This is a genomic window from Rhizobium sp. H4, from assembly GCF_003013335.1.
In the GTDB taxonomy this organism is placed as follows: domain Bacteria; phylum Pseudomonadota; class Alphaproteobacteria; order Rhizobiales; family Rhizobiaceae; genus Rhizobium; species Rhizobium sophoriradicis.
Map to the genome: position 1 here is coordinate 30,586 of NZ_PSOW01000008.1, position 22,638 is coordinate 53,223.

Here is a 22,638-nt window from a genome sequence, read left to right on the forward strand (position 1 = left end):
TGGCAATTTGATCCCCCATCAGACATTCTTACCTGAGATTCGGATGCGTTCACCGAAAATCATCGTAAAAAAAAGCTAACAACTCAAGAATTTGAGCAACTAGTCGCAAAAAAACGACAGATGCCGTCTTCGCCGGAACGCGCCAAGATGATAAACGCCAACCATTCAAGGTTGGTATCATGCGTTCGGTGATTCTCAGAGTAGAAAATTAATCGACTTCGCCTACCCTGTTCGTCGGGTCAAAGGATGGGACGCCTATGCGAATCACTATTTTCACGCTGATGCGACTTGGGCCATCACTGGCCTACGCGATAGCATCGATCTTCATCCTCAGCATGCTGCTCTTGGACAGCTACCCCTCGAGTGCCTCCGCCTGGTGGCTGCATATGACAATTCTTCCTATCATGCGCGAACCGATCTATCTGCTTTTGGCGGTACCCGGCATTGGAATTTGGAGCGCCATGGTCCTGTTGATGCTTGCATCGATTTTCGGGATTCGGGTGGCTTTGCAGCCGCAACGACACTACCGGTCAGGATTCATCCATGCCCATATAGCGCTGATCGCGACCGGTCTGACGATGGGGCGGGCAGCAGTTGCGCAAGCCGGTCTTTCCGACTTTGCGATGCCTCAGCTTCAGCGAGGCGACTGGTCGTTCCTGCCGCTATCCTACTCACCGCTCGGGACCTTCCTTTTTATATCCGTGTTTTCGGCCTGCATCTGCTGCCATGTGAGAATTATCAAGCGCACACTGTCCGCGTGATAGAAAGGGGCGAACCGTCCCTGCTCAATAACAATCCGTAGTGTCTCGGCGTTCTCGCTTGTTCGTAAACATGAGACGCCTCTTTCTTTCTCTTTGTGATTTCCGACATACATTAAATATCATGTACGTTCCGCAAATTGTCACGCGGGGATTAAGGTGTTGGCGATGGCAACCGCCAATCTTCACTTTGTTGTTTTTGCTGCTCTCAGCTTGGGGCTTGGTCGCACCGTCGGCGTCTGACCGCGCTTCTGTCGTTCTCAAGGTGAACGGCGCCATTGGGCCCGCGATAGCTGACTACGTAAAACGAGGCATCCAGCATGGTGGCGAACGTGGAGCGGTCCTGATCATTCTGCAAATGGACACACCTGGTGGCCTTGACAGCTCCATGCGGGACATCATTCGCGCAATACTTGCCTCGCCGGTGCCTGTCGCGAGCTTCGTCGCGCCAAGCGGAGCACGGGCTGCCAGCGCCGGCACCTATATTCTCTACGCAAGCCACATTGCGGTCATGGCGCCTGGGACCAACTTAGGTGCGGCGACACCAATCGCGATCAGCGTAAAGCCCTTCGGCGGTGATGAAGAGCCCGAAAAGAAGCCGAACGAACCTGCTGGCAAGCAGGCAGAAGCTCCAGGCGATGCCCGCGAAGCAAAAGCTGTTAACGACGCAGTCGCTTACATTCGCGGGCTTGCGGAATTGCGCAATCGCAACGCCGACTGGGCAGAGCGTGCTGTCCGTGAAGCTGCGAGCCTTTCATCCACTGCGGCAGTGCGCGAACATGCCATCGATTTCATGGCAGTTGATGTCACCGATCTCCTCGCAAAGGCACAAGGACGCGTGGTGCGGGTCGGCCAAACGGAGGTCCGACTCGATACCGCCGGTTTGGCCGTGCAGGAATTCGAGCCTGACTGGCGCACGCGCCTGCTTGCCGTTATCACCGACCCGAACATCGCAATCATCCTGATGATGGTCGGTATCTACGGCCTGATCTTCGAATTTCTCGCACCTGGGACAATGCTTCCTGGCACGATCGGCGGCATTTGCCTCCTCCTTGGTCTCTATGCCCTGGCATTGCTGCCGGTGAGTTTTGCCGCCCTTGGACTTATTTTCCTCGGCGTGGGATTGACTGTGGCTGAGGCGCATTCGCCGAGCTTTGGCGCTTTGGGCATTGGCGGCGGGGTAGCCGTGATCCTGGGAGCAACCATTTTGTTTGATCCCGATATACCCGGCCTGGAAGTGTCACGCCCCCTGCTGGTCGCAATTGCATTTGCAACGCTTGCCTTCAGCCTTGTCGTTGCTCGCCTGGCATTCACCTCGCGCTTGCGCCAGGTTGCCACCGGTGCAGAGGAGATGATTGGCATTTCCGGAAAAGTCGAGAGTTGGACGGGGCTCACGGGGTACGTCATTGCGCATGGTGAACGCTGGAAGGCGGTTTCCGCCGAACCCCTTGTCGCTGGTGACCCTGTTCGCGTGACCGGCCGCAATGGGCTGGCGCTCGAGGTCGTCAGCCGTCCAAAGGACGCTTAACGGCGCTCAGGAAGCAGGAGGAGGAGTCATGGATATGTTTGCAGATCTTGCCTTCTATTTGGTGGTCATTGTCATTTTGGTCGCCATCCTCGCATCCGCGGTTAAGATCCTGAGGGAATATGAGCGCGGCGTCGTGTTCACACTTGGCCGCTTTACCGGAGTCAAGGGACCCGGCTTGATTCTGCTCATCCCCTATGTCCAGCAGATGATCAGAGTCGACCTGCGCACGCGCGTACTCGACGTCCCTAGCCAAGACGTCATCTCGCATGACAATGTCTCGGTTCGTGTCAGTGCGGTGATCTATTTCAGGGTTATTGACCCCGAGAGGTCGACAATACAGGTCGAGGATTTCATGATGGCAACAAGCCAGCTTGCCCAGACGACGTTGCGCTCCGTGCTCGGCAAGCACGACCTCGATGAAATGCTGGCAGAACGTGACAGGCTGAACTCGGATATTCAGGAAATCCTTGACACTCAGACGGATGCTTGGGGAATTAAAGTAGCCACTGTCGAGATCAAACATGTTGACATCAACGAGTCGATGATTCGTGCGATTGCCCGCCAAGCGGAAGCCGAACGGGAACGCCGCGCAAAGGTTATCAATGCCGAAGGCGAACAGCAAGCTGCAGCGAAGCTACTGGAAGCGGCCGAAATTCTGGCTAAGCAGCCGGAGGCGATGCAACTTCGTTACTTGAGCACTTTGAACGTCATCGCCAGTGAGAAGACTTCGACAATTCTATTTCCCTTCCCGATGGAGTTGGGCAATCTGATGGCCATTAAGCCCAAGTGATCGACCGACGCGAACGCCGCCACCCCCTTGTCTTGGCCAGCTTGGCTCAGATGTGCAAAGCGCTTCCCAAAGCTTTCAGCGCCGCTTCCATGACCGCTTCGCTGCGGGTCGGATGGGCGTGGATGGTTCCGGCGATATCTTCCAGGCGCGCGCCCATCTCGATCGCCAGGGCAAAAGCCGCCGAGAGTTCGGAAACCCCTGCCCCTACGGCCTGCAGGCCGAGAACGAGGTTGGTGTCGGCACGGGCGACGACGCGCACGAAACCCTCCTCCGAGACCATCGTCATTGCCCGCCCATTGGCGCTGAAAGGAAACTGGCCGGTGCGGATTTTATAACCTTGCGCCTGCGCCTCCGCCGGCGAGAGGCCGGCGCTGACGATCTCGGGATCGGTGAAGCAGATGGCGGGAATACAGCGCTTGTCCCATGCGCGCTTCTTCCCGGCGATGATCTCCGCCACCATCTCGCCTTGCGCCATGGCACGATGCGCCAGCATCGGTTCGCCGGTCACGTCGCCGATCGCATAGATGCCGCGCATCGAGGTGCGGCAGCGATCATCGATCCTGAGATAGGGACCGGCGCGATCGAGATCGAGCTCCTCGAGACCGGACCCCGCCGTTCGCGGCCGGCGACCGACGGTAACGAGAATGCGGTCGGCCGCCAGGCTCTCTCGCCGGCCATCGGAGGTTTTGATCATCAATGCCTCACCATTGTCGGCAAGGCCCGTCGCCTTTGCGCCGGTCAGCACACGGATGCCGCTTTCGGTGAGCTTACGCATGACGGGACGCACGAGCTCGGTATCATATTGCGGCAGGACCTGCGGCGTCGCCTCTACGACCGTCACCTCCGATCCCATCTTGGCAAAAGCGGTGCCGAGCTCCAGCCCAATATAGCCGCCGCCGACCACGACCAGCTTCTTCGGCAGCTCCGTCAGCGACAGCGCCTCCGTCGAGGAAATGACGCTGCCGCCGAAAGGCAGGTTGGCAAGCTCGACCGGATCGGAACCTGTGGCGATCACCACTGTCTCGGCGCGGATGATCTGCTGGCCGGTTTCCGTCTCGACCTCCACCGTCTTGCCATCGCGAAAGTGGGCGCGGCCATGGACGATCTTCACCCGCGCCTTCTGTAACAGCCCGGAAACGCCGCCCGTCAGCCGGCCGACGATGCCGTCCTTCCAAGCGATCGTCCTACCAAGATCGATCGTGGCGCCTTCGAGACGGATGCCCATCGGGTTCTTGCCGGCAAGCATCTTCTGCGTGGCGTCGAATTCCTCAGCCGCATGGATCAGCGCCTTTGAGGGAATGCAGCCGACCGTCAAGCAAGTGCCGCCCGGCTTGCCGGCCTCGACGATGACCGTATCGATGCCGAGCTGGCCGGCGCGTATGGCGCAGACATAACCGCCCGGGCCGGCGCCGATGACGAGGAGCTTGCAGACAATCTCTTTCATGGATCAGCCTTCGATGAAAATGAGCGCTGGCGTTTCGAGAAGCGTACGGACGCGCTGCACGAAGGTCGCCGCATCCCAGCCGTCGATGATGCGATGATCAAAGCTGGAGGAAAGGTTCATCATCTTGCGGGGCACGAATTGCGTGCCGTCCCAGACCGGCCGCGTGGCAATCTTGTTGACGCCGATGATCGCCACCTCGGGATGGTTGATAACAGGTGTCGAGACGATGCCGCCGAGCGCGCCGAGCGAACTGATGGTGATGGTGGAGCCTGAAAGCTCTTCACGCGTCGCGGTCCCAGACCGCGCCGCTTCCGCCAGCCGGACCATCTCGGCGGCGCAATCCCAGATGCCGCGGGCTTCCGCATGCCGCACCACCGGCACCGTCAGACCGGCGGGCGTCTGCGTGGCGATGCCGATATGCACGGCACTGTGGCGTGTGATGATGCCGGCATCGTCGTCGAAGGTGGCGTTGACGTTGGGCTGCTCGGAAATCGCCTTGACCAGCGCCCGCATCAGGAAGGGAAGAACCGTCAGCTTCGAATGATCCGGCCGGCGGTCGCCATTCATGGTGGAGCGCAACTCCTCAAGCGACGTCATATCGACTTCCTCCACATAGGTGATGTGGGGAATGCGCGAGGTGGACAGCACCATTTTTTCGGCGATGCGGCGGCGCAGGCCGGTCAGCTTGATTTCTTCAGTCGTCGTCTTCCTGGCAAGACCGCCCTTCATGAGCGCGGCCGTCGTTCCCTGCGACAGGAACTGCTCCACATCTTCGCGCAGGATCCGACCGGCCGGTCCGCTTCCCTGCACCTGTCTCAGATCGACGCCGCTTTCCCTGGCGAACAGCCGCACGGAGGGCGCGGCGATCGGCTTTTCGACCGGCGCAGGTGCAGGTGCAGGTGCAGGTTCAGGTGCAGGTGCAGGTGCAGAAGCCGGCGCTGTCGGGACGGGCTTGGCAATCTCGGCCTTGGGCGTTTCGGCGACCGGCGCCTGCGAGATCCGTATGGGCTGAGCCTCGTCGGATTCCCCTGACGTTTCGATCCGCACCAGCGGCGCCTTCACTGCGATACGGTCTCCGATCTCGCCGGCAAGCCAGATGACGGTGCCATTGACGGGTGAGGGAATTTCCACCGTTGCCTTGTCGGTCATGACGGCGGCGATCACCATGTCCTCGCGGACCGGATCTCCGGTCTTCACGTGCCATTCCACGAGCTCGGCCTCGGCGACCCCTTCCCCGACATCCGGCATCTTGATGATGAATTCGCCCATGGCTCAGGCCTCCATGACTTCGACAAGCGCCCGCCCGACACGGCCGGGACCGGGAAAATAGTCCCACTCCTGCGCATGCGGATAGGGCGTGTCCCAGCCGGCGACGCGCACAACCGGCGCTTCGAGATGATAGAAGCAATGTTCCTGCACCAGAGACACGACCTCGGCGCCGAAACCCGAGGTCAAGGTCGCCTCATGCACGACGACGCAGCGCCCGGTCTTGGTGACCGATTTGACGATCGTATCTAGGTCGAGCGGCAGGAGGCTTCTGAGATCGATCACTTCGGCATCGATGCCGGCATCTTCGGCCGCGGCAAGCGCAACATGCACCATCGTGCCATAGGCAACCACCGTCACCGCAGACCCGGCGCGACGGATCTCGGCCTTGCCGATCGGGATGGTGTAATGGCCGTCGGGAACTTCGCCGAGGTCGTGTTTCGACCAGGGTGTGACCGGCCGCTCGTGATGACCGTCAAAGGGGCCGTTATAAAGCCGCTTCGGTTCCAGGAACATGACCGGATCAGGGTCCTCGATCGCTGCGATCAGCAGGCCTTTGGCGTCATAGGGATTGGAGGGAACGATCACCTTCAGGCCGCAGACGTGAGTGAAGAGCGCTTCCGGGCTCTGGCTGTGGGTCTGACCACCGAAAATGCCGCCGCCGGTCGGCATACGCACGACGATCGGGCAGGTGAAATCGCCGTTGGAGCGGTAGCGGATGCGTGCGGCCTCCTGCGTCAGCTGGTCATATGCCGGATACATGTAATCGGCGAACTGGATTTCGACGCAGGGCTTCAGCCCATAGGCGGCCATGCCGATTGCCGTGCCGACGATGCCGGATTCGCTAATCGGCGTATCGAAGCAGCGCGTCCTACCGTATTTTGCCTGCAGCCCCTGGGTGCAGCGGAAGACGCCGCCGAAATAGCCGACATCCTCGCCGAAGACCACGACATTGTCGTCCTTGGCCATCGAGACATCCATGGCGCTGCGCACGGCCTCGATCATCGTCATTCTGGCCATGTCAGTACCCTGCCTTCTGCCGCTGGCGGCGGATATGCGGCGGCATTTCGGCATAGACGCCCTCGAAAATGTCGCGCACCGAAGGACGGCCGCCGGCATGCAGCGTGCCGTGCGCCTCCGCCTGGCGCTGCGCCTCGATCACCTCGTCCATGATTTCGGCTTCCGCCTGGACGTGGCGCTCCTCCGACCAAACGCCCTTGACGATCAGATGTTTCTTCAGGCGCAGCACGGGGTCGCCGAGCGGCCAGGCCTCGGATTCGGTCTTCGGCCGATAGGCGCTCGGATCGTCGGAGGTTGAATGGGCGCCAACGCGATAGGTCACATGTTCGATCAGCGTCGGGCCGAGATTGCGCCTGGCCCTCTCCGCCGCCCAGCGGGAGACGGCATGGACGGCGAGGTAATCGTTTCCGTCGACCCTCAGCGCCGGAATGCCGAAGCCGAGGCCGCGGGCGGCAAAGGTGCCGGAGCCGCCGCGGGCAATTCCCTGGAAGGTGGAGATCGCCCACTGATTGTTGACGATGTTGAGGATCACAGGCGCCTTGTAGGTCGAGGCAAAGACGAGCGCCGAATGGAAATCCGATTCCGCCGTCGATCCATCGCCAATCCAGGCAGCGGCAATCCGGCTGTCATTCTTGATCGCCGAGGCCATCGCCCAGCCCACCGCCTGCACATATTGGGTGGCGAGATTGCCGGAGATGGTGAAGAAGCCGTGTTCCTTGGAGGAATACATGATCGGCAGCTGCCGGCCGTGCAGAGGATCGCTCTCGTTCGAATAGATCTGGTTCATCATCTCGACCATCGGGTAGTCGTCGGCGATCAGCAGCCCCGCCTGGCGATAGGTCGGGAAATTCATGTCTCCCTTGTTGAGCGCCTTGCGGAAGGCGCAGCTGACGGCCTCTTCGCCGAGATGCTGCATGTAGAAGGAAGTCTTGCCCTGACGCTGCGCCATCAACATGCGGGCGTCGAAGGCGCGCAGCTTCATCATGTTGCGAAGCCCGGTCAGCAATTCCTCATCGGAGAGCGACCCCGCCCAGGGACCGACCGCCTCGCCATCACGGTTCAAGACGCGGATGATCGAATAGGCAAGCTCGCGGATTTCTTCCGAGGCGACATCGACCTCGGGACGCGGCACGGAACCGGCTTTGGCGATCTTGACGTTGGAAAAGTCGGGCTGGCCGCCGGGGCGGACGGCAGGTTCGGGGACGTGCAGGCTCAAACGAGCGGAATCCACCATATTTCTTCTTTCCTCCCTTTGCCGGCCATGCGTCCCTCCCCGGAAACAGGCCGGGAGATGGTTCTATAGATTGCGGGCGATCACCATGCGCTGCACGTCGCTAGTTCCCTCATAGATCTGGCAGATGCGCACATCGCGGTAGATGCGTTCAACCGGGTAATCAGCCATGTAGCCATAACCGCCATGGATCTGGATTGCGTCGGAACAGACGCGTTCGGCCATCTCCGAGGCAAAGAGTTTTGCCATCGAGGCTTCCGAAAGGCAGGGCAGCTCCGCCTCTCTCAAGGCGGCCGCGTGAAAGACCAGCTGGCGCGCCGCCTCGATCCGCACCGCCATATCGGCAAGGCGGAAGGCGACGGCCTGATGCTCGAAAATCGGCTTGCCGAAGGCCATGCGCTCTTTGGCGTAATCACGCGCCGCCTCGAAGGCCGCGCGCGCCATACCGACGGCCTGCGCGGCAATGCCGATCCGCCCGCCCTCGAGATTGGCAAGCGCGATGCGATAGCCTTCGCCTTCCGCACCGAGCCTCAAATCGACAGGAATGCGCATGGCGTTGAAGGCGATCTGGCAGGTATCGGTGGAATGCAGCCCGAGCTTTTGCTCCACGCGGATCACCTCGTAGCCCGGCGTCTCCGTCGGCACGATAAAGGCGGTGATGCCCTTCTTGCCGGCATCCGGATCGGTGACGGCAAAGACGATGATGACGTTGCCGTTCTTTCCCGACGTGATGAACTGCTTGGCGCCGTCGATCACATAGTGGTCGCCGTCAAGCCGCGCCCGGGTCTTCAGATTCGAGGCGTCGGAACCCGCCTGCGGCTCGGTCAGCGCAAAACCGCCGATCCATTCGCCGCTTGCCAGTTTCGGCAGAAAGCGCTGGCGCTGATCCTCGGTGCCGAATTTCAGGATCGGCACGCAGCCGACTGAACTATGCACGCTCATGATTGTCGAACAGGGTCCGTCGCCGGCGGCAATCTCCTCGAGTGCGGCGGCATAGGCAACCACGCCGGTATCCGAGCCGCCATAGGCCTCCGGCACCAGCATGCCGAGCAGCCCGAGTTCGCCCATTTCCTTCAATTCTTCCCTGGGGAAGAGATGCTCGCGGTCGCGTTTGGCCGCTCCCGGGGCCAGCCGGTCGCGGGCAAAGTCGCGGGCGAGATCTGATATCTGCTGCTGGAGTTCGGAAAGGATCATATGGCTCCTCCTCTTCCCGCTAGTGCCGCTCGATAGCGACAGCCGTCGCCTCGCCGCCGCCGATGCAGAGCGCCGCCATGCCTCGTTTCAGGTCGTAGCGCTGCAGCGCTGCAAGCAGCGTCACCAGAATCCGGGCGCCGGACGCGCCGATCGGATGGCCGAGCGCGCAGGCGCCACCATGCACGTTCACCCTCTCATGCGGCAGGTCGAGGTCGCGCATCGCCGCCATTGCGACGACGGCGAATGCCTCGTTGATTTCGAACAGGTCGACCTCCGAAAGCGCCAGGCCGGTGCGATCGGAGAGCTTCTGCAGCGCGCCGATCGGCGCGGTGGCGAAAAGATTGGGCGCCTGCGAATGCGTGGCATGACCGAGGATCGTGGCAAGCGGCTTGAGCCCGCGCAGTTCCGCCTGCGAGCGGTGCATCAGCACCAGGGCTGCCGCGCCATCGGAGATCGAGCTGGAATTGGCGGCGGTCACCGTGCCGCCCTCGCGGAAGGCGGGCTTCAATGTCGGAATCTTGTCGAGCTTGGCCTTGCCCGGCTGTTCGTCGCGGCTTGCCACCTGCTCGGCTTTGCCCGATTTGACCGTGACCGGCACGATCTCGCTTTCAAAACAGCCGTCCGCAATCGCCTTCTGCGCCCGCGTCAGGGAGGCGATCGCATAGTTGTCCTGCGCCTCGCGCGTGAACTGATAGGCCTCGGCGCAATCCTCCGCGAAGCTGCCCATCAAGCGCCCCTTGTCATAAGCATCCTCCAGCCCGTCGAGGAACATGTGATCCACGACACGCCCATGGCCAAGCCTGTAGCCGCCACGAGCCCTGCCGAGGAGATAGGGCGCGTTGGTCATGCTTTCCATGCCGCCGGCAACCGCCACCGAGGCACTGCCGGCGGCGATCAGGTCATGCGCCATCATGACAGCCTTCATGCCCGAGCCGCACATTTTGTTGACGGTGCTGGCGCCTGTCGAAAACGGCAGGCCGGCATGGATGGCCGCCTGGCGTGCCGGCGCCTGCCCCTGCCCTGCCGGCAGCACGCAGCCGAAGACGACCTCCTCGATCGCCTCGGGCTCGACGCTGCTGCGCTCAAGTGCTGCGCTGATCGCCGCAGCTCCGAGTTCGGGCGCGGCCGCCCCCGTCAGCTGCCCCTGAAAGCTGCCGATCGGGGTACGTGCCGCACCGACGATGACGATAGGGTCCTGCAATGCCATTTTTCCTCCTCGGGCGACGCTCATCGCGCGCCCATCCGCAATGCGCCGTCGAGGCGGATGACCTCGCCGTTCAGCATGTTGTTTTCAAAGATATGGCGCACCAGTCCGGCAAATTCCGCCGGCCGGCCGAGCCGCGGCGGAAAGGGCACACTCTTGCCGAGCGCTTCCTGCACTTCCGCCGGCATATCAGCCATCATCGGCGTTTCGAATATGCCGGGCGCGATCGACACGACACGGATGCCGTGCCGGGCAAATTCGCGGGCGATCGGCAAGGTCATCGCCGCCACCCCGCCCTTGGAGGCAGCATAGGCCGCCTGACCGATCTGTCCGTCGAAAGCGGCAACCGAAGCCGTGTTGACGATGACGCCGCGTTCGCCTTCCGCATCCGGCTCCATGTTCCGGATCGCGGCTGCGGCAAGCCGGATCATGTTGAACGTGCCGATGAGATTGATGCCGATGGTGCGGGCGAAACTCTCCAGCCGGTGCGGTCCGTCGCGGCCGATCACCTTCTCGGCCGGCGCGATACCGGCGCAATTGACCAGTCCGCGCAAACCGCCGAAAGCTTCCGCCGCGGCCACCACCGCCGCTCCGCCCTCGCCATCGCTGACATCGGCCTTGACGAAGCGAGCCTCGCTGCCGAACTCCCGGGCAATCGCTTCACCTGCTTCCGCATTGAGATCGGCGATCGTCACGCGCCCGCCGGCTTCGACGAGCATGCGCGCTGTTGCGGCGCCGAGACCGGAGCCGCCGCCGGTGACGATGAAATTTGCTCCTGCGATCAGCATGGATCCAGTCCTCCCTGCCAGCACGCGCCCTCCTCCAGGCGCAACCGACAGCAGCGATTCTATTCGCTCTACCTATTGCAAGCGATGACAAAACTGCTCCATAGTTTCGGACAGTTTTGCCATAGTGAGGATTGGCATGGCCGAGATCGAGCGACGCATGATCGCGCCGGGTTTCGTCGAGGAGGCGCTGGACAGCTTGCGGCGGCTCGGCAAGCCGACGGCACCGATCCTCGCCCGCGTCGGCCTGCCTGCTGTCATGGACCAGCCGGTTTCGGCGGAGACCTATGGCGCGCTGTGGCTTGCAATTGCTGGCGAACTCGACGACGAATTCTTTGGCATGGGCGCGCGCCCGATGCGCAGCGGCAGCTTCACGCTGCTTTGCCATTGCGTGCTGCATGCGCCGACGCTCGGCCACGCGCTGCGCCGGGCCTTGCGCTTCCTCGATGTCGTGCTCGACGATCCCAGGGGGCAGCTCATCATCCGCGATGGCCTCGCCGAAGTCGAGCTCAGGGATGCCGGCGGCCCGCGTTCGGCCTTTGCCTATCGAACCTACTGGATCATCCTGCACGGCATCATTTGCTGGCTGGTCGGGCGGCGCATTCCGATCCGCCTCGTCGATTTCCGCTGCGCCGAACCCAAGCAAGGCGCCGACTACCGGCTGTTCTTCGGCGCGCCCGTACGCTTCTCCCAGGCCATCAGCCGGCTCGGCTTCGACAGCGCCATGCTCAACCTGCCGATCTCCCGCAGCGAACAGGCTCTGAAACAGTTCCTGCGCGGTGCGCCGGCCAATATTCTGGTGCGCTACCGTTACGACGCCGGCATCGCCGCCGCCGTCCGCCGGCGCTTGAGCCTGGCTACGCCGGCCGCCTGGACGAGTTTTGCAGCACTTGCCGCCGACATGCGCATGCCCTCCTCTACACTCCGCCACCGCCTGCACGACGAGGGACAAAGCTATGCCGCCATCAAGGACGATATCCGCCGTGACCTTGCCATCGAACTGCTGCTGAACACCTCGAAGACCATTGGCGAGATCGCTGTACAACTCGGCTATTCCGAACCCAGCGCCTTCTTCCGGGCCTTCCGGAAATGGATGGGCAAGAGCCCGGAGGCTTTCCGGCGGGAGGAAGCGGAAAATCGAGGCTAAGTCAAGCCGCTCAACTTGACCCCGCTGGATCAAGGACGGCAATCCGGCTCGCGCCGAGACCTTCGTGAGGGAGCTTTACGAGCGGTGCGAATCACTGGGGCATATGCCCCGCTCCTTTCCCCTGCTGCCCGGCCGGGAAGAATCCGGCATCCGCCGGCGCCCCTACGGCGACTATCTGATTTTTTACCGGATTGCCGACGCGGTCGAAGTGCTGCATGTCCTCCACGGCGCGGTAGACTATGAACGATTGCTATTCCCGGACGAATAGGGCAGCCGCCCCGTAGTTCTCGGCCGGCACGCATTGCAAGGATCGGGCAGCGCGAAGCTCATGGCTCGTCGTCGTAGCCTTCGCTCTTCGACAGCCGATCGATCGCCTGTGCGAACAACTCGGAATGTTCGTCCGGCATCTCCGAGATGTGATGGGCACGACGCGGGTCCATGCCGCTGCGCATCCGCTCGAAGCGCTCATAGCTCATCAGCACGAAACGCGGCTTGTTATGCCAGGTGAGAACGACCGGCTCGCGGCTCGCAGCATCGATGACATCGCCGACCTGCTTGTTGAGGTCTCCTGTCGTGAACTGTCGCATGGTAAACCTCCCGGCTTTCGAAGGGAAAGGCCTTACCCGCATCAAAATCAAGAGCACTTTGAACCTTTCGCAACCCGCGCTACATATTTTAGCGGGAGGAGTGCCATGTTTGATTTTTCGCTTGGCGAAACCGCGGATGCAATCCGCGACACGACGGCGCGGTTTGCCGCCGATCATATTGCTCCGCTGGCAGCCGAAATCGACGAAAGCAACACGTTTCCGCGCCAGCTCTGGCCCCAGATGGGGGCGCTCGGCCTGCATGGGATCACCGTCGAGGAGGAATTCGGTGGCGCCGGTCTCGGCTATCTCGAGCATGTCGTCGCGATGGAGGAAGTGTCGCGCGCCTCAGCCTCGGTGGGCTTAAGTTACGGCGCCCATTCCAATCTCTGCGTCAACCAGATCCGCCGCTGGGCCTCGCCGGAACAGAAGCGCCGCCATCTGCCGAAGCTGATCTCCGGCGAGCACGTCGGCTCACTTGCGATGTCCGAAGCCGGCGCCGGCTCCGATGTCGTCTCGATGCGGTTGCGGGCCGAGCGCAAGGGCGCCCGCTACATTCTGAACGGCACCAAATTCTGGATCACCAATGCGCCGCATGCCGACGTCCTCGTCGTCTATGCCAAGACCGATCCCGCCGCCGGTCCGAAAGGCATTTCCGCTTTCATCATCGAGAAGGGCATGCCCGGCTTCAGCGTCTCCAAGAAGCTCTCCAAGCTTGGCATGCGCGGCAGCGATACGGCCGAGCTGGTCTTTGAGGATTGCGAGGTGCCGGCCGAGGCGCTGATGGGCCGGGAAGGCGAAGGCGTGAAGATCCTGATGTCCGGTCTCGATTACGAGCGCGCCGTGCTTGCCGGCGGTCCGCTCGGCATCATGCAGGCCTGCCTCGATGTCGTGCTGCCTTATGTGCGCGATCGCAAGCAGTTCGGCAAACCGATCGGCGATTTCCAGCTGATGCAGGCCAAGATCGCAGATATGTATGTGGCGCTGAACTCGTCGCGCGCCTATGTCTATTCCGTCGCCCGCGCCTGCGACGCTGGCCGTGCCACGCGCACCGACGCGGCGGCCGCGATCCTCTTTGCCAGCGAGAATGCCGTGAAGGTGTCGCTGGAGGCGATCCAGGCGCTCGGCGGCGCCGGCTATACCAAGGAATGGCCGGTCGAGCGTTTCCTGCGCGACGCCAAGCTCTACGATATCGGGGCCGGTACCAACGAAATCCGCCGCTACCTGATCGGCCGGGAGCTCATCGCATCATGACGGTGATTTCGACCGCGATCGATCGCGACAGCGAGACCTTCAAAGCCAATGCCATCAAGAACAAGGCGCTTATCGACGAGCTCTACGAGCGCTCGGCAAAGGCGCGCGAGGGCGGCGCGCAATCGGCCCGTGAACGTCACACAAGCAAGGGCAAGCTCCTGCCCCGCGACCGCATTCAGCTGCTGATCGATGCCGGCAGCCCCTTCCTGGAGGTCGGCGCGCTGGCGGCCAACGGAATGTATGGCGACGAGGCGCCGGGCGCCGGCATCATATCGGGCATCGGCCGCGTATCCGGCCGTGAGGTCATGATCGTCGCCAATGACGCGACGGTAAAGGGCGGCGCCTATTTTCCGATGACGGTGAAGAAACATCTTAGGGCGCAGGAAATCGCCATGCAGAACCGGCTGCCCTGCCTTTATCTGGTCGATAGCGGCGGCGCCAATCTGCCGCATCAGGCCGAGGTCTTTCCCGACCGCGATCATTTCGGCGCGATCTTCTACAACCAGGCGCAGATGTCGGCCGAAGGCATTGCCCAGATTGCCTGCGTCATGGGAAGCTGCACCGCCGGCGGTGCCTATGTTCCCGCCATGTCCGACGAAACGGTGATCGTGCGCAATCAGGGCACGATCTTCCTTGCCGGCCCGCCGCTGGTCAAAGCCGCGACCGGCGAAATCATCTCGGCCGAAGAGCTCGGCGGCGCCGAAACCCATGGCCGCCGCTCCGGCGTCGTCGACCATGTCGCCGAAAACGACGAACATGCGCTGCTTCTGGTGCGCGATATCGTCGCCAGCCTCAACAGCGTTAAATCGGTTGATATCGACATTCAGCCTCCGCGGCCGCCGAAGCTTGATCCCGAGGATCTCTGCGGTCTCATTCCGGATGACGTGCGCTCACCCTATGACGTGCGCGAGGTGATCGGCCGGATTGTCGATGGCTCGGAACTGCATGAGTTTAAGCCGCTATACGGCGGCACCCTCGTCTGCGGCTTCGCCCGCATCTGGGGCATGCCCGTCGCCGTCATCGCCAATAACGGCGTGCTCTTTTCCGAAAGCGCGCTGAAGGGCGCGCATTTCATCGAGCTCGCCTGCCAGCGCCGCGTGCCCCTGCTCTTTCTGCAGAACATTTCCGGCTTCATGGTCGGCGGCCGTTATGAGGCCGGCGGCATCGCCAAGGACGGAGCGAAGCTGGTGACGGCGGTTGCGACCGCCACCGTGCCGAAAGTCACCGTCATCATCGGCGGCAGCTTCGGCGCCGGCAATTACGGCATGTGCGGCCGCGCCTATCGCCCGCGCTTCCTCTTCACCTGGCCGAACAGCCGCATCAGCGTCATGGGCGGCGAACAGGCGGCCTCGGTGCTTGCCACCATCCGCCGCGACGCGATGGAAGCGCGCGGCGAGGATTGGCCGGCCGCCGAGGAAGAGGCGTTCAAGGCGCCGATCCGTGCGGGCTACGAGGCCGAGGGCAATCCCTATTTTGCCACAGCCCGCCTCTGGGACGACGGCATCATCGACCCGCGCCAGACACGCGATGTGCTCGGCCTGGCCTTTTCCGCCTGCCTAAATGCGCCGATCCCGAAAGGGCCGCGCTTCGGCCTATTCAGGATGTGAGGCGGCGATGATGGAAAGTCTTCTCATTGCCAACCGGGGCGAGATCGCCCGCCGCATCATCCGCACCGCGAAGATACTCGGCATGCGCACCATTGCCATCTATTCCGAGGCCGATGCCGGCCTGCCTTTCGTGAGAGAAGCGGACGAGGCAATCGCCATCGGCCCGCCGCCGGCCCGCGAAAGCTATCTCTCCGAGGTGCGCATCCTGGAAGCCGCCCGAAAAAGCGGCGCTGCCGCCATCCATCCCGGTTACGGTTTCCTGTCGGAAAATGCGGATTTTGCCGAAGCGGTCGAAAAGGCGGGCATAATCTGGGTCGGCGCGCCGCCGGCCGCCATCCGCGCCATGGGGCTGAAGGACGCCGCCAAACAATTGATGCAGGCGGCAGGCGTGCCCGTGACCCCCGGTTATCTGGGACCGGATCAGAGCGAAAAGCGGCTTGCCGCCGAGGCCGATACCATCAGTTATCCCGTGCTGATCAAGGCCGTCGCTGGCGGCGGCGGCAAGGGCATGCGCCGCGTCGACCGGCCGCAGGATTTTGCCGAAGGTCTCGCCTCCTGCCGCCGCGAGGCAGCCGCCTCTTTCGGCGACGACCGTGTTCTGATCGAGCGCTATATCGCCAATCCGCGCCATATCGAGGTGCAGGTCTTCGCCGACAAATCAGGCAATTTCGTTCATCTTTTCGAACGCGATTGTTCGCTGCAGCGCCGTCACCAGAAGGTCATCGAAGAGGCCCCTGCCCCTGGCCTTGATGCCGCCACGCGCGCGGCAATCTGCGAGGCGGCGGTAAAGGCCGCAAGAGCGGTAAACTATGTCGGCGCCGGCACCATCGAATTCATCGCCGACGCTTCCTCGGGCCTCGATCCCGACCGCATCTGGTTCATGGAGATGAATACGCGCCTGCAGGTGGAACATCCTGTCACAGAGGCAATCACCGGCGAAGATCTGGTCCTCTGGCAGCTGAAGGTCGCGAGCGGCGAGCCGCTGCCGAAAAGCCAGGACGAGATCACCATGAAGGGCTGGGCCTTCGAAGCCCGGCTCTATGCCGAAAATCCGGCCGCCGGCTACCTGCCCTCGACCGGCCGGCTTGATCATCTCAGGCTGCCTCAAGCGGTTCGCGTCGACAGTGGCGTCGTTGAGGGCGATGAGATCACCGACTTCTACGACCCGATGATCGCCAAGATTATTGCGCATGGACCGAACCGTGAAGCGGCCCTTTCGAAGCTCGCAGTTGCTTGTGCCGGCATCGAGGTATGGCCGGTCAGATCCAATGCCGGGCTCCTCGCCCGCATCGCTGTTGACCCCGATTTTCGCGCCGCAAGGATTGATACCGGCTTCCTCGACCGCCATGGCGAAAGCCTCGTGGCCAGCGAGCCGGATGAAACCGTCATCGACAAAGCAGCCACGGCACTTTCGAAGGGCATGGTTGGCGATCCCTGGTCTGCGCTGACCGGCTTCCGCATCGCTGGGCCAAGCGACAGCCGCGTGCGGGTGCGCATCGACGGTCATCTCCATTGGGGACGCGCACGCGGCAACCTCGAAACAAGTGCCATCGAGATAGACGAGGCGACAGTGCTATTCGATGCGGGCAATGCCTGGTCGATCGGCCTGCCCCATGCGGGTGAGGTCGAGGCGAACCACGGCGTGGGCGACGGCACCATCCTTTCGCCCATGCCGGGCCTCGTCATTTCGGTTGACGTCACTGAGGGCGACGCGGTCGCCAAAGGCGATCGCCTGCTGACGGTCGAAGCCATGAAGATGGAGCATACGCTGCGGGCGCCTTTCGACGGTATTGTGGGAAAACTGCAGGTTTCCCCCGGAACCAGGGTCTCGGAAAACCAGCCGGTCGTCACCGTCATGAAGGGAGAGGAGTGATGGCCGGCCGCTATTTCGACGAATGGACGGTCGGCGACCGGATCGCCCACGACATTCGCCGCACGGTCACCGAGACCGACAATCTGCTGTTTACGACACTCTCCCACAATCCGCAGCCGCTGCATCTCGATGCGGAATATGCGGCCGGCACCGAGTTCGGCCGGATCGTCGTCAACGGCACCTTCACCTTCGCGCTGACCGTCGGTCTTTCGGTCAGTGACACCACGCTCGGCACGCTCGTCGCCAATCTCGGCTATGACAAGGTGACAATGCCGAAACCGGTCTTCATCGGCGATACGCTGCGGGTAGAAACCGAAGTGACGGAGCTGCGCCGCTCGAACTCCCGCCCCGACGCCGGCATCGTCACCTTCCGACACATCACCTTGAACCAGCGTAACGAGATCGTCTGCCAGTGCCTGCGTACCGCCATGCTGAAGGGGAAGCCATCATGAGGCTGCGTTCGCTGCTCTTCGTGCCCGGCGACCGGCCGGAACGTTTCGAAAAAGCGCTCACATCGGGCGCCGATGCCGTCATTCTCGATCTGGAAGATTCCGTCGCACCAGCCAATAAACCAAAGTCGCGCTACAGCGTGCACGAATTCGTGCAGCGCCATGCCGGCGAGACCAAGCTCCTTATCCGCATCAATCCCCTCGCCTCGCCGGAATTCGAAGACGACCTCGCCGCCTTAAGCGGCCTTCAGCCTTTCGCGCTCATGCTGCCGAAGGCCGAGGGCGCTGCTTCCGTGCTGAAGCTTGCAAGCGCCCTCGCCGCTACTATTCCCATCCTGCCGATCGCGACGGAAACGCCATCGGCGATCTTCGAGATCGGCAGCTATCGGGAGGTCTCGGACAAGCTCTGCGGCCTGACCTGGGGCGCCGAGGATCTGCCGGCCGCGATCGGGGCTACGACCGCGCGCAGGACGGACGGCCGCTATACGCCGCCTTACGAGCTTGCCCGCTCGCTCACGCTATTTGCAGCCCATGCCGCGACCGTTCCGGCGATCGATACCGTCTATCCCGATTTTCGCGATCTCAATGGCCTGCGGTCCTATGTCGGCCGCGCCCGGCGCGACGGCTTCTCCGGCATGATGGCCATCCATCCGGGTCAGGTCGAAACGATCAATCACGCCTTCACGCCAGATGCCTTCGAAATCGCCTGGGCGGAGAAGGTCGCCGCCGCCTTTGCCGCCAGTCCCGAGGCCGGCGTCATCCAGCTTGACGGGCGCATGCTCGATTTGCCGCATCTGAAGCTCGCGACCCGCGTTCTGAAGAGCGCCGGACGATAGAGTGCAGATTAGCCCGACTTTGCGGTTTGCTTGGCGGCGACATGCTCCGGTTCGAGGTAACCGGCGCCGATGGCAACGTAAAGGTCGACATAGTCCTTGGCGACCTGCTGCACCGTGGCGGCAAGGCTCGCCTCAGCATCGGAGACCGAACGCTGGGCGTCGAGGACATCAAGCAGCGACGAGGCGCCATCCTTGTAACTCGTAGTCGAAAGAGCGAGCGACTCCTGCGCCGTATCGACCTGCCGGCGCAGCGGCTCCAGCGTCTGCGTGTCGCGACGAACGGCCGTCAGTGCGTTTTCGACTTCTTCGACGCCGTTCAGCACCGCCGCTTTCCAGGCGAGATACTGGGTCCTGGCATCAGACTTCTCGATCTCGACATTGGCCCGCAACGTGCCGCCATCGAAGATCGGCAGGTTGAGCGATGGCCCGAAGGACCAGCTGGTCAGACTTCCACCGCTGGCGCCCGATGATTTGACCCAGCTCGGCGAAATCGAGCCGGAGAGCGAGATCGACGGGTGGAGCTGGGCTTCGGCCGCGCCGATATCGGCGACGGCGGCCGCCAGCTCGCGTTCGGCCTTGCGGATATCGGGACGGTTACGGATGAGGTCGGCAGGAATACCGGCGCGAATGTCGCCGCGGAAGACCGGCTGACCCGCACTCTTCTGCAGCTCTCCCATCAGCGAAGACGCCGGCATCCCGATGAGCGTTGCGATATGATGGGCCGATTTCGTGAAGCTCTGCTGGAGGCCGGGAATTTCCGACTTCGTCGACTGTACCAGGCCCTCGGCCTGAACGACATCAAGGCGGGAAGCCGCACCAGCTTTCAGCTGCAGCTGCGTGAGTTCATACGTCTGCTGGCGGGATTTCAAACTCGCCTGCGACAGCGCGATGCGCTCCTGGTAGTAGCGGGCGTCGATATAGCTCTCGACGAGGTCCTTCAGGAAGGTGAGCTTAGCATTGTCGGCGGTCGCATAAGCGGCGCCGAGCGAGGCGATTGCACTTTCCCTGGAGCGACGATACTGGCCGAAAAAGTCGAGCAGCCAGGAAAGGCTGGCTTCGCCGCCTGATGTGTTCGTGGTGCCCACGCTCGTGCGCAGCTGCCCTTTCTCGCCGGACAGCGTATGCGATGCGCCGACGGTCAGGCTCGGCAGGCCGCCGGCGCCGGCAACGGTGACGTTGGCGGAGGCCGAATTGATGCTTTCGAGCGCCTGCAGCACATCGAGGTTCTCGCGAAGGCCATGGGTCACCAGACCGTCGAGCCGCTTGTCGCGATAGGCCGTCCACCACTCAGCCTTCACGACACTGCCGTTGCTCTTGTTGCCCCCCTCTTCGAATTTCGCGGGAAGCGGCATTTGCGGGGGGACGTGATCCGGACCGCTGACGCAACCTGCCAGCAGAAGTGTCAGTGCGGAGGCGGCGTAGCGGAGGGATGAAATTCTTGTGCGAAGCGACGTACTCACGGGCAAACCTTCTGAACCGGGATCGTCCCTCAGGCTTAGCCAGACCAGCGTTAATGGCGGTTAAGAAACTGTAAAGTTAGGTAAAATCCGGCACCGCCCTGTCGAGCGATGCTGATCAGCTTTCACCGCCGGTCGCACCATAAGGCATCGGCCGCCTCGGAAGCTCGAGTGTGATCGCCAGGCCGCCGGCCTCGGGCAATGACGCGTGCACGCGCCCGCCATGGCGCTCGATCGCCTGCCTGGCGATAGCAAGGCCGAGACCATATCCACCGCGCGGCATGGCATCCTTGCCGCGGGAAAACGGCTGGAAGATCCGTTCGAGCTCATCCCGCCCGACGCCTGGCCCCTGATCGGTGACGCAGATCCTGAGGCGATCGGCTATCGTCTCACAGGCGACCGTTACGTGTGAATCCTCGGAGCTGTACTTGACGGCATTGCGCACGACGTTTTCGAGCGCCCTGTAGATCAGTTCTCCTTCCACCTCGGCACGGAAGATACCGTCGACGCTCGTCGTGATCGCGACCTCGCGCGCCTGGGCTTCGAATGCCGCGTCGCCGAGAATTTCGTTGAGGAGCTCGATGATGTCGAGGGTCTGCGTCTTCAGCGGCCGGCCGGTTCCCGCCGTCAACCTCGCAAGGGTCAGAACCTCACCCACCAGCGTATCGAGCCGTTCGACCTCCCGGTCCATCCGGTCCAGCATAACGCCGAGTTTGGCCGGGCTCTGTCGGAGCACGCCGACGGCTGCCTGCAGGCGGGACAAAGGCGAGCGCAGTTCGTGGGAGACGTCATGGAACAACCTCTGCTGCGCATCCTGAAGCTCCTGAAGCCGGGCGGCGCTCGCATCGAAATCATAGGCAAGTGCGGTGACTTCATCCTTTCGCCCGGCCATCTTGTCGCCGATGCGAAAGTCAAAACGGCCATGGGCAAGTGCGCTCAAGCCGTCGCGCAGATGCACGACAGGACGAATGAGGTATCGCGCCAGTGCGCCAGCCGCGATCGTGCTGGCGACCAGGATGGTGAGCCACGGTAGGAATGGGCCAAGGCTGTCGAAGGTAGAGCCGGCCGGAGCCGACACGGAAAGCCGATAGCAGACTCCATCCTTCGGCACGGATCGGGTGGTGACCGTGTTCTTCTCGGCGCAGGCATCGGCCTCGGCAGGCTTCGACAGCGTTAGGCCAAGCGGCTGCGTCTTCTCGCTTGTGGTCACGAAACGCGCAGCGGCGGCTTCGCCGTCCTCAGCCAGAATATTTGCAGTCAGGTTCAGCACCAGCGTCCGCCGCTCATGTTCCAGCTCGCTTGCGAAGGGAACCGCCTGAAGGAGTTTGACGATAAGGATAATGGCAGCAAGGCTTGCCGCCAGAGTCAGCCAGATGATCCTGAAGAATTTCCAGAAAAGCCGGGGCATGGTCAGTCCACGAGAAGTTGATAGCCCTGGCCGCGGACGGACTGGATCCAGGATTGCCCGTCCTCCCGCAGCCCGAGCTTCTGGCGAACGCTGCTGATGTGGACGTCGATACGGCGATCGAACGGCGTGAGCGGTTTTCCAAAGGCCCGCTTCGAAATCTCCTGCTTCGACACCAGCTGGCCGGCGCTGCGGGCGAGGACTTCGAGCAGGCTGAATTCGGTGCCGGTCAGCTCCAAGGTCTCGCCGCGCCATTCGGCGCTTCTATTACCGGAATGGATCACGAGCTGCCCGGCCCTCACCGTCTCGGTCGGCACACCCGCCGCCGGCGGACCCGCGCGGCGCAGGATGGCGCGCAGCCTTGCCGCCAGTTCGCCCGGCGAGCAGGGTTTCGGCACATAGTCGTCAGCGCCGAGATTGAGGCCCGATATCCTGTCGACGTCATCGCCTCTTGCCGTCAGCATCAGGACGGGAACCTGGCTCAGCTTCCTGATCCGCTGCAGCACCTCGATCCCGTTCATCCGCGGCATCATGATGTCGAGAACGATGATATCGACCGTATTGCCGGCGGCCGCGGCAATGGCGGCACGGCCGTCCGTATCCGTCACGACGTCATATCCTTCTTCGACCAGATATTCCTGCAGAAGCGTCGTCAGCTCGGCATCGTCGTCGATCAGGAGAACCTTGTTCATTTGCGTTGTCCGTCATTAGAACAGGATGATTTTAGGCCGGCTCGGCCCAAAATCTGAACCCTGTTCTACATTAAAGAGTGAGAGCATGATGTCGTCCGAAAACCGCTCACGCTT

The 22,638-nt window shown here is 62.5% G+C and carries 21 protein-coding genes; 10 read left to right on the forward strand and 11 right to left on the reverse strand.

Going from position 1 to position 22,638, the window contains the following annotated elements; all coding sequences use genetic code 11:
• Nucleotides 1-257 precede the first annotated feature (257 nt).
• From C4N04_RS13830 to C4N04_RS13840, 3 genes are all read left to right on the forward strand, one after another.
• Nucleotides 258-761 (forward strand): hypothetical protein, encoded by a 504-nt coding sequence (locus C4N04_RS13830; protein ID WP_106796259.1) that lies wholly within the window; start codon nucleotides 258-260, stop codon nucleotides 759-761.
• 121 nt (nucleotides 762-882) lie between these two features.
• The gene (locus C4N04_RS13835; RefSeq protein WP_106796260.1) at nucleotides 883-2,286 is read left to right on the forward strand and encodes a nodulation protein NfeD; all 1,404 of its coding nucleotides are present in this window, start codon (nucleotides 883-885) and stop codon (nucleotides 2,284-2,286) included.
• 28 nt (nucleotides 2,287-2,314) lie between these two features.
• Nucleotides 2,315-3,076: a slipin family protein gene (locus C4N04_RS13840; RefSeq protein ID WP_040112792.1), complete on the forward strand. Its 762-nt coding sequence runs from the start codon at nucleotides 2,315-2,317 to the stop codon at nucleotides 3,074-3,076.
• A 46-nt stretch (nucleotides 3,077-3,122) separates the two neighbouring features.
• On the opposite strand, the gene lpdA is transcribed toward C4N04_RS13840, so the two are convergent.
• The 7 genes from lpdA to C4N04_RS13875 all read right to left on the reverse strand — a co-directional run bounded on the left by lpdA (nucleotide 3,123) and on the right by C4N04_RS13875 (nucleotide 11,223).
• Nucleotides 3,123-4,520 (reverse strand): dihydrolipoyl dehydrogenase, encoded by a 1,398-nt coding sequence (lpdA, locus tag C4N04_RS13845; RefSeq protein WP_106796261.1) that lies wholly within the window; start codon nucleotides 4,518-4,520, stop codon nucleotides 3,123-3,125.
• 3 nt (nucleotides 4,521-4,523) lie between these two features.
• Nucleotides 4,524-5,789, reverse strand: coding sequence for a dihydrolipoamide acetyltransferase family protein (locus tag C4N04_RS13850; RefSeq protein WP_106796262.1), 1,266 nt, complete (start codon nucleotides 5,787-5,789; stop codon nucleotides 4,524-4,526).
• Nucleotides 5,790-5,792: 3 nt separating this feature from the next.
• Complete coding sequence (locus tag C4N04_RS13855; RefSeq protein ID WP_106796263.1) at nucleotides 5,793-6,806, reverse strand: alpha-ketoacid dehydrogenase subunit beta; 1,014 nt, start codon at nucleotides 6,804-6,806, stop codon at nucleotides 5,793-5,795.
• 1 nt (nucleotide 6,807) lies between these two features.
• Nucleotides 6,808-8,040 carry a 3-methyl-2-oxobutanoate dehydrogenase (2-methylpropanoyl-transferring) subunit alpha gene (locus C4N04_RS13860; RefSeq protein ID WP_106796264.1) on the reverse strand — a complete coding sequence of 411 codons (1,233 nt, stop codon included), beginning with the start codon at nucleotides 8,038-8,040 and terminating at the stop codon, nucleotides 6,808-6,810.
• A 63-nt stretch (nucleotides 8,041-8,103) separates the two neighbouring features.
• Nucleotides 8,104-9,231 (reverse strand): acyl-CoA dehydrogenase family protein, encoded by a 1,128-nt coding sequence (locus C4N04_RS13865; RefSeq protein WP_106796265.1) that lies wholly within the window; start codon nucleotides 9,229-9,231, stop codon nucleotides 8,104-8,106.
• A 19-nt stretch (nucleotides 9,232-9,250) separates the two neighbouring features.
• Nucleotides 9,251-10,438, reverse strand: coding sequence for an acetyl-CoA C-acyltransferase (locus tag C4N04_RS13870; protein ID WP_106796266.1), 1,188 nt, complete (start codon nucleotides 10,436-10,438; stop codon nucleotides 9,251-9,253).
• A 20-nt stretch (nucleotides 10,439-10,458) separates the two neighbouring features.
• Nucleotides 10,459-11,223 (reverse strand): SDR family NAD(P)-dependent oxidoreductase, encoded by a 765-nt coding sequence (locus C4N04_RS13875; protein WP_106796267.1) that lies wholly within the window; start codon nucleotides 11,221-11,223, stop codon nucleotides 10,459-10,461.
• Nucleotides 11,224-11,359: 136 nt separating this feature from the next.
• Here C4N04_RS13875 and C4N04_RS13880 point away from each other — a divergent pair, with 136 nt between their 5' ends.
• Both C4N04_RS13880 and C4N04_RS13885 read left to right on the forward strand, forming a co-directional pair.
• Nucleotides 11,360-12,367, forward strand: coding sequence for an AraC family transcriptional regulator (locus C4N04_RS13880; RefSeq protein ID WP_106796268.1), 1,008 nt, complete (start codon nucleotides 11,360-11,362; stop codon nucleotides 12,365-12,367).
• A 28-nt stretch (nucleotides 12,368-12,395) separates the two neighbouring features.
• Nucleotides 12,396-12,635: a type II toxin-antitoxin system RelE/ParE family toxin gene (locus C4N04_RS13885; protein ID WP_106796269.1), complete on the forward strand. Its 240-nt coding sequence runs from the start codon at nucleotides 12,396-12,398 to the stop codon at nucleotides 12,633-12,635.
• Between the two features lie 58 nt (nucleotides 12,636-12,693).
• Here C4N04_RS13885 and C4N04_RS13890 read toward each other — a convergent pair whose 3' ends face one another.
• Nucleotides 12,694-12,954, reverse strand: coding sequence for a type II toxin-antitoxin system prevent-host-death family antitoxin (locus C4N04_RS13890; protein ID WP_010056494.1), 261 nt, complete (start codon nucleotides 12,952-12,954; stop codon nucleotides 12,694-12,696).
• Between the two features lie 105 nt (nucleotides 12,955-13,059).
• On the opposite strand from C4N04_RS13890, the gene C4N04_RS13895 reads away from it, so the two are divergent.
• Genes C4N04_RS13895 through C4N04_RS13915 form a run of 5 tightly spaced genes read left to right on the forward strand, consistent with a single transcriptional unit; the run spans nucleotide 13,060 to nucleotide 18,970 of the window.
• Nucleotides 13,060-14,205, forward strand: a complete 1,146-nt coding sequence (locus C4N04_RS13895; RefSeq protein ID WP_096769132.1) for an isovaleryl-CoA dehydrogenase — start codon at nucleotides 13,060-13,062, stop codon at nucleotides 14,203-14,205.
• On the forward strand, nucleotides 14,202-15,812 hold the full coding sequence (locus tag C4N04_RS13900; RefSeq protein WP_106796270.1) for a carboxyl transferase domain-containing protein: 1,611 nt from the start codon (nucleotides 14,202-14,204) through the stop codon (nucleotides 15,810-15,812). Before C4N04_RS13895 ends, C4N04_RS13900 begins: the two co-directional genes overlap by 4 nt.
• Nucleotides 15,813-15,819: 7 nt before the next feature.
• The gene (locus C4N04_RS13905; protein ID WP_106796271.1) at nucleotides 15,820-17,685 is read left to right on the forward strand and encodes an acetyl/propionyl/methylcrotonyl-CoA carboxylase subunit alpha; all 1,866 of its coding nucleotides are present in this window, start codon (nucleotides 15,820-15,822) and stop codon (nucleotides 17,683-17,685) included.
• Nucleotides 17,685-18,137 carry a MaoC family dehydratase gene (locus C4N04_RS13910; RefSeq protein WP_040142575.1) on the forward strand — a complete coding sequence of 151 codons (453 nt, stop codon included), beginning with the start codon at nucleotides 17,685-17,687 and terminating at the stop codon, nucleotides 18,135-18,137. Before C4N04_RS13905 ends, C4N04_RS13910 begins: the two co-directional genes overlap by 1 nt.
• The gene (locus C4N04_RS13915; protein WP_106796272.1) at nucleotides 18,134-18,970 is read left to right on the forward strand and encodes a CoA ester lyase; all 837 of its coding nucleotides are present in this window, start codon (nucleotides 18,134-18,136) and stop codon (nucleotides 18,968-18,970) included. The genes C4N04_RS13910 and C4N04_RS13915 overlap by 4 nt, the downstream gene beginning before the upstream one ends.
• An 8-nt stretch (nucleotides 18,971-18,978) precedes the next feature.
• On the opposite strand, the gene C4N04_RS13920 is transcribed toward C4N04_RS13915, so the two are convergent.
• The 3 genes from C4N04_RS13920 to C4N04_RS13930 all read right to left on the reverse strand — a co-directional run bounded on the left by C4N04_RS13920 (nucleotide 18,979) and on the right by C4N04_RS13930 (nucleotide 22,524).
• Nucleotides 18,979-20,430 carry an efflux transporter outer membrane subunit gene (locus C4N04_RS13920; RefSeq protein WP_106796273.1) on the reverse strand — a complete coding sequence of 484 codons (1,452 nt, stop codon included), beginning with the start codon at nucleotides 20,428-20,430 and terminating at the stop codon, nucleotides 18,979-18,981.
• Between the two features lie 115 nt (nucleotides 20,431-20,545).
• Nucleotides 20,546-21,835 (reverse strand): ATP-binding protein, encoded by a 1,290-nt coding sequence (locus tag C4N04_RS13925; RefSeq protein ID WP_106796274.1) that lies wholly within the window; start codon nucleotides 21,833-21,835, stop codon nucleotides 20,546-20,548.
• A gap of 2 nt (nucleotides 21,836-21,837) precedes the next feature.
• A complete protein-coding gene (locus C4N04_RS13930; RefSeq protein ID WP_106796275.1) occupies nucleotides 21,838-22,524 on the reverse strand; it encodes a response regulator in 687 nt (228 codons plus the stop codon).
• Between the last annotated feature and the right edge of the window lie 114 nt (nucleotides 22,525-22,638).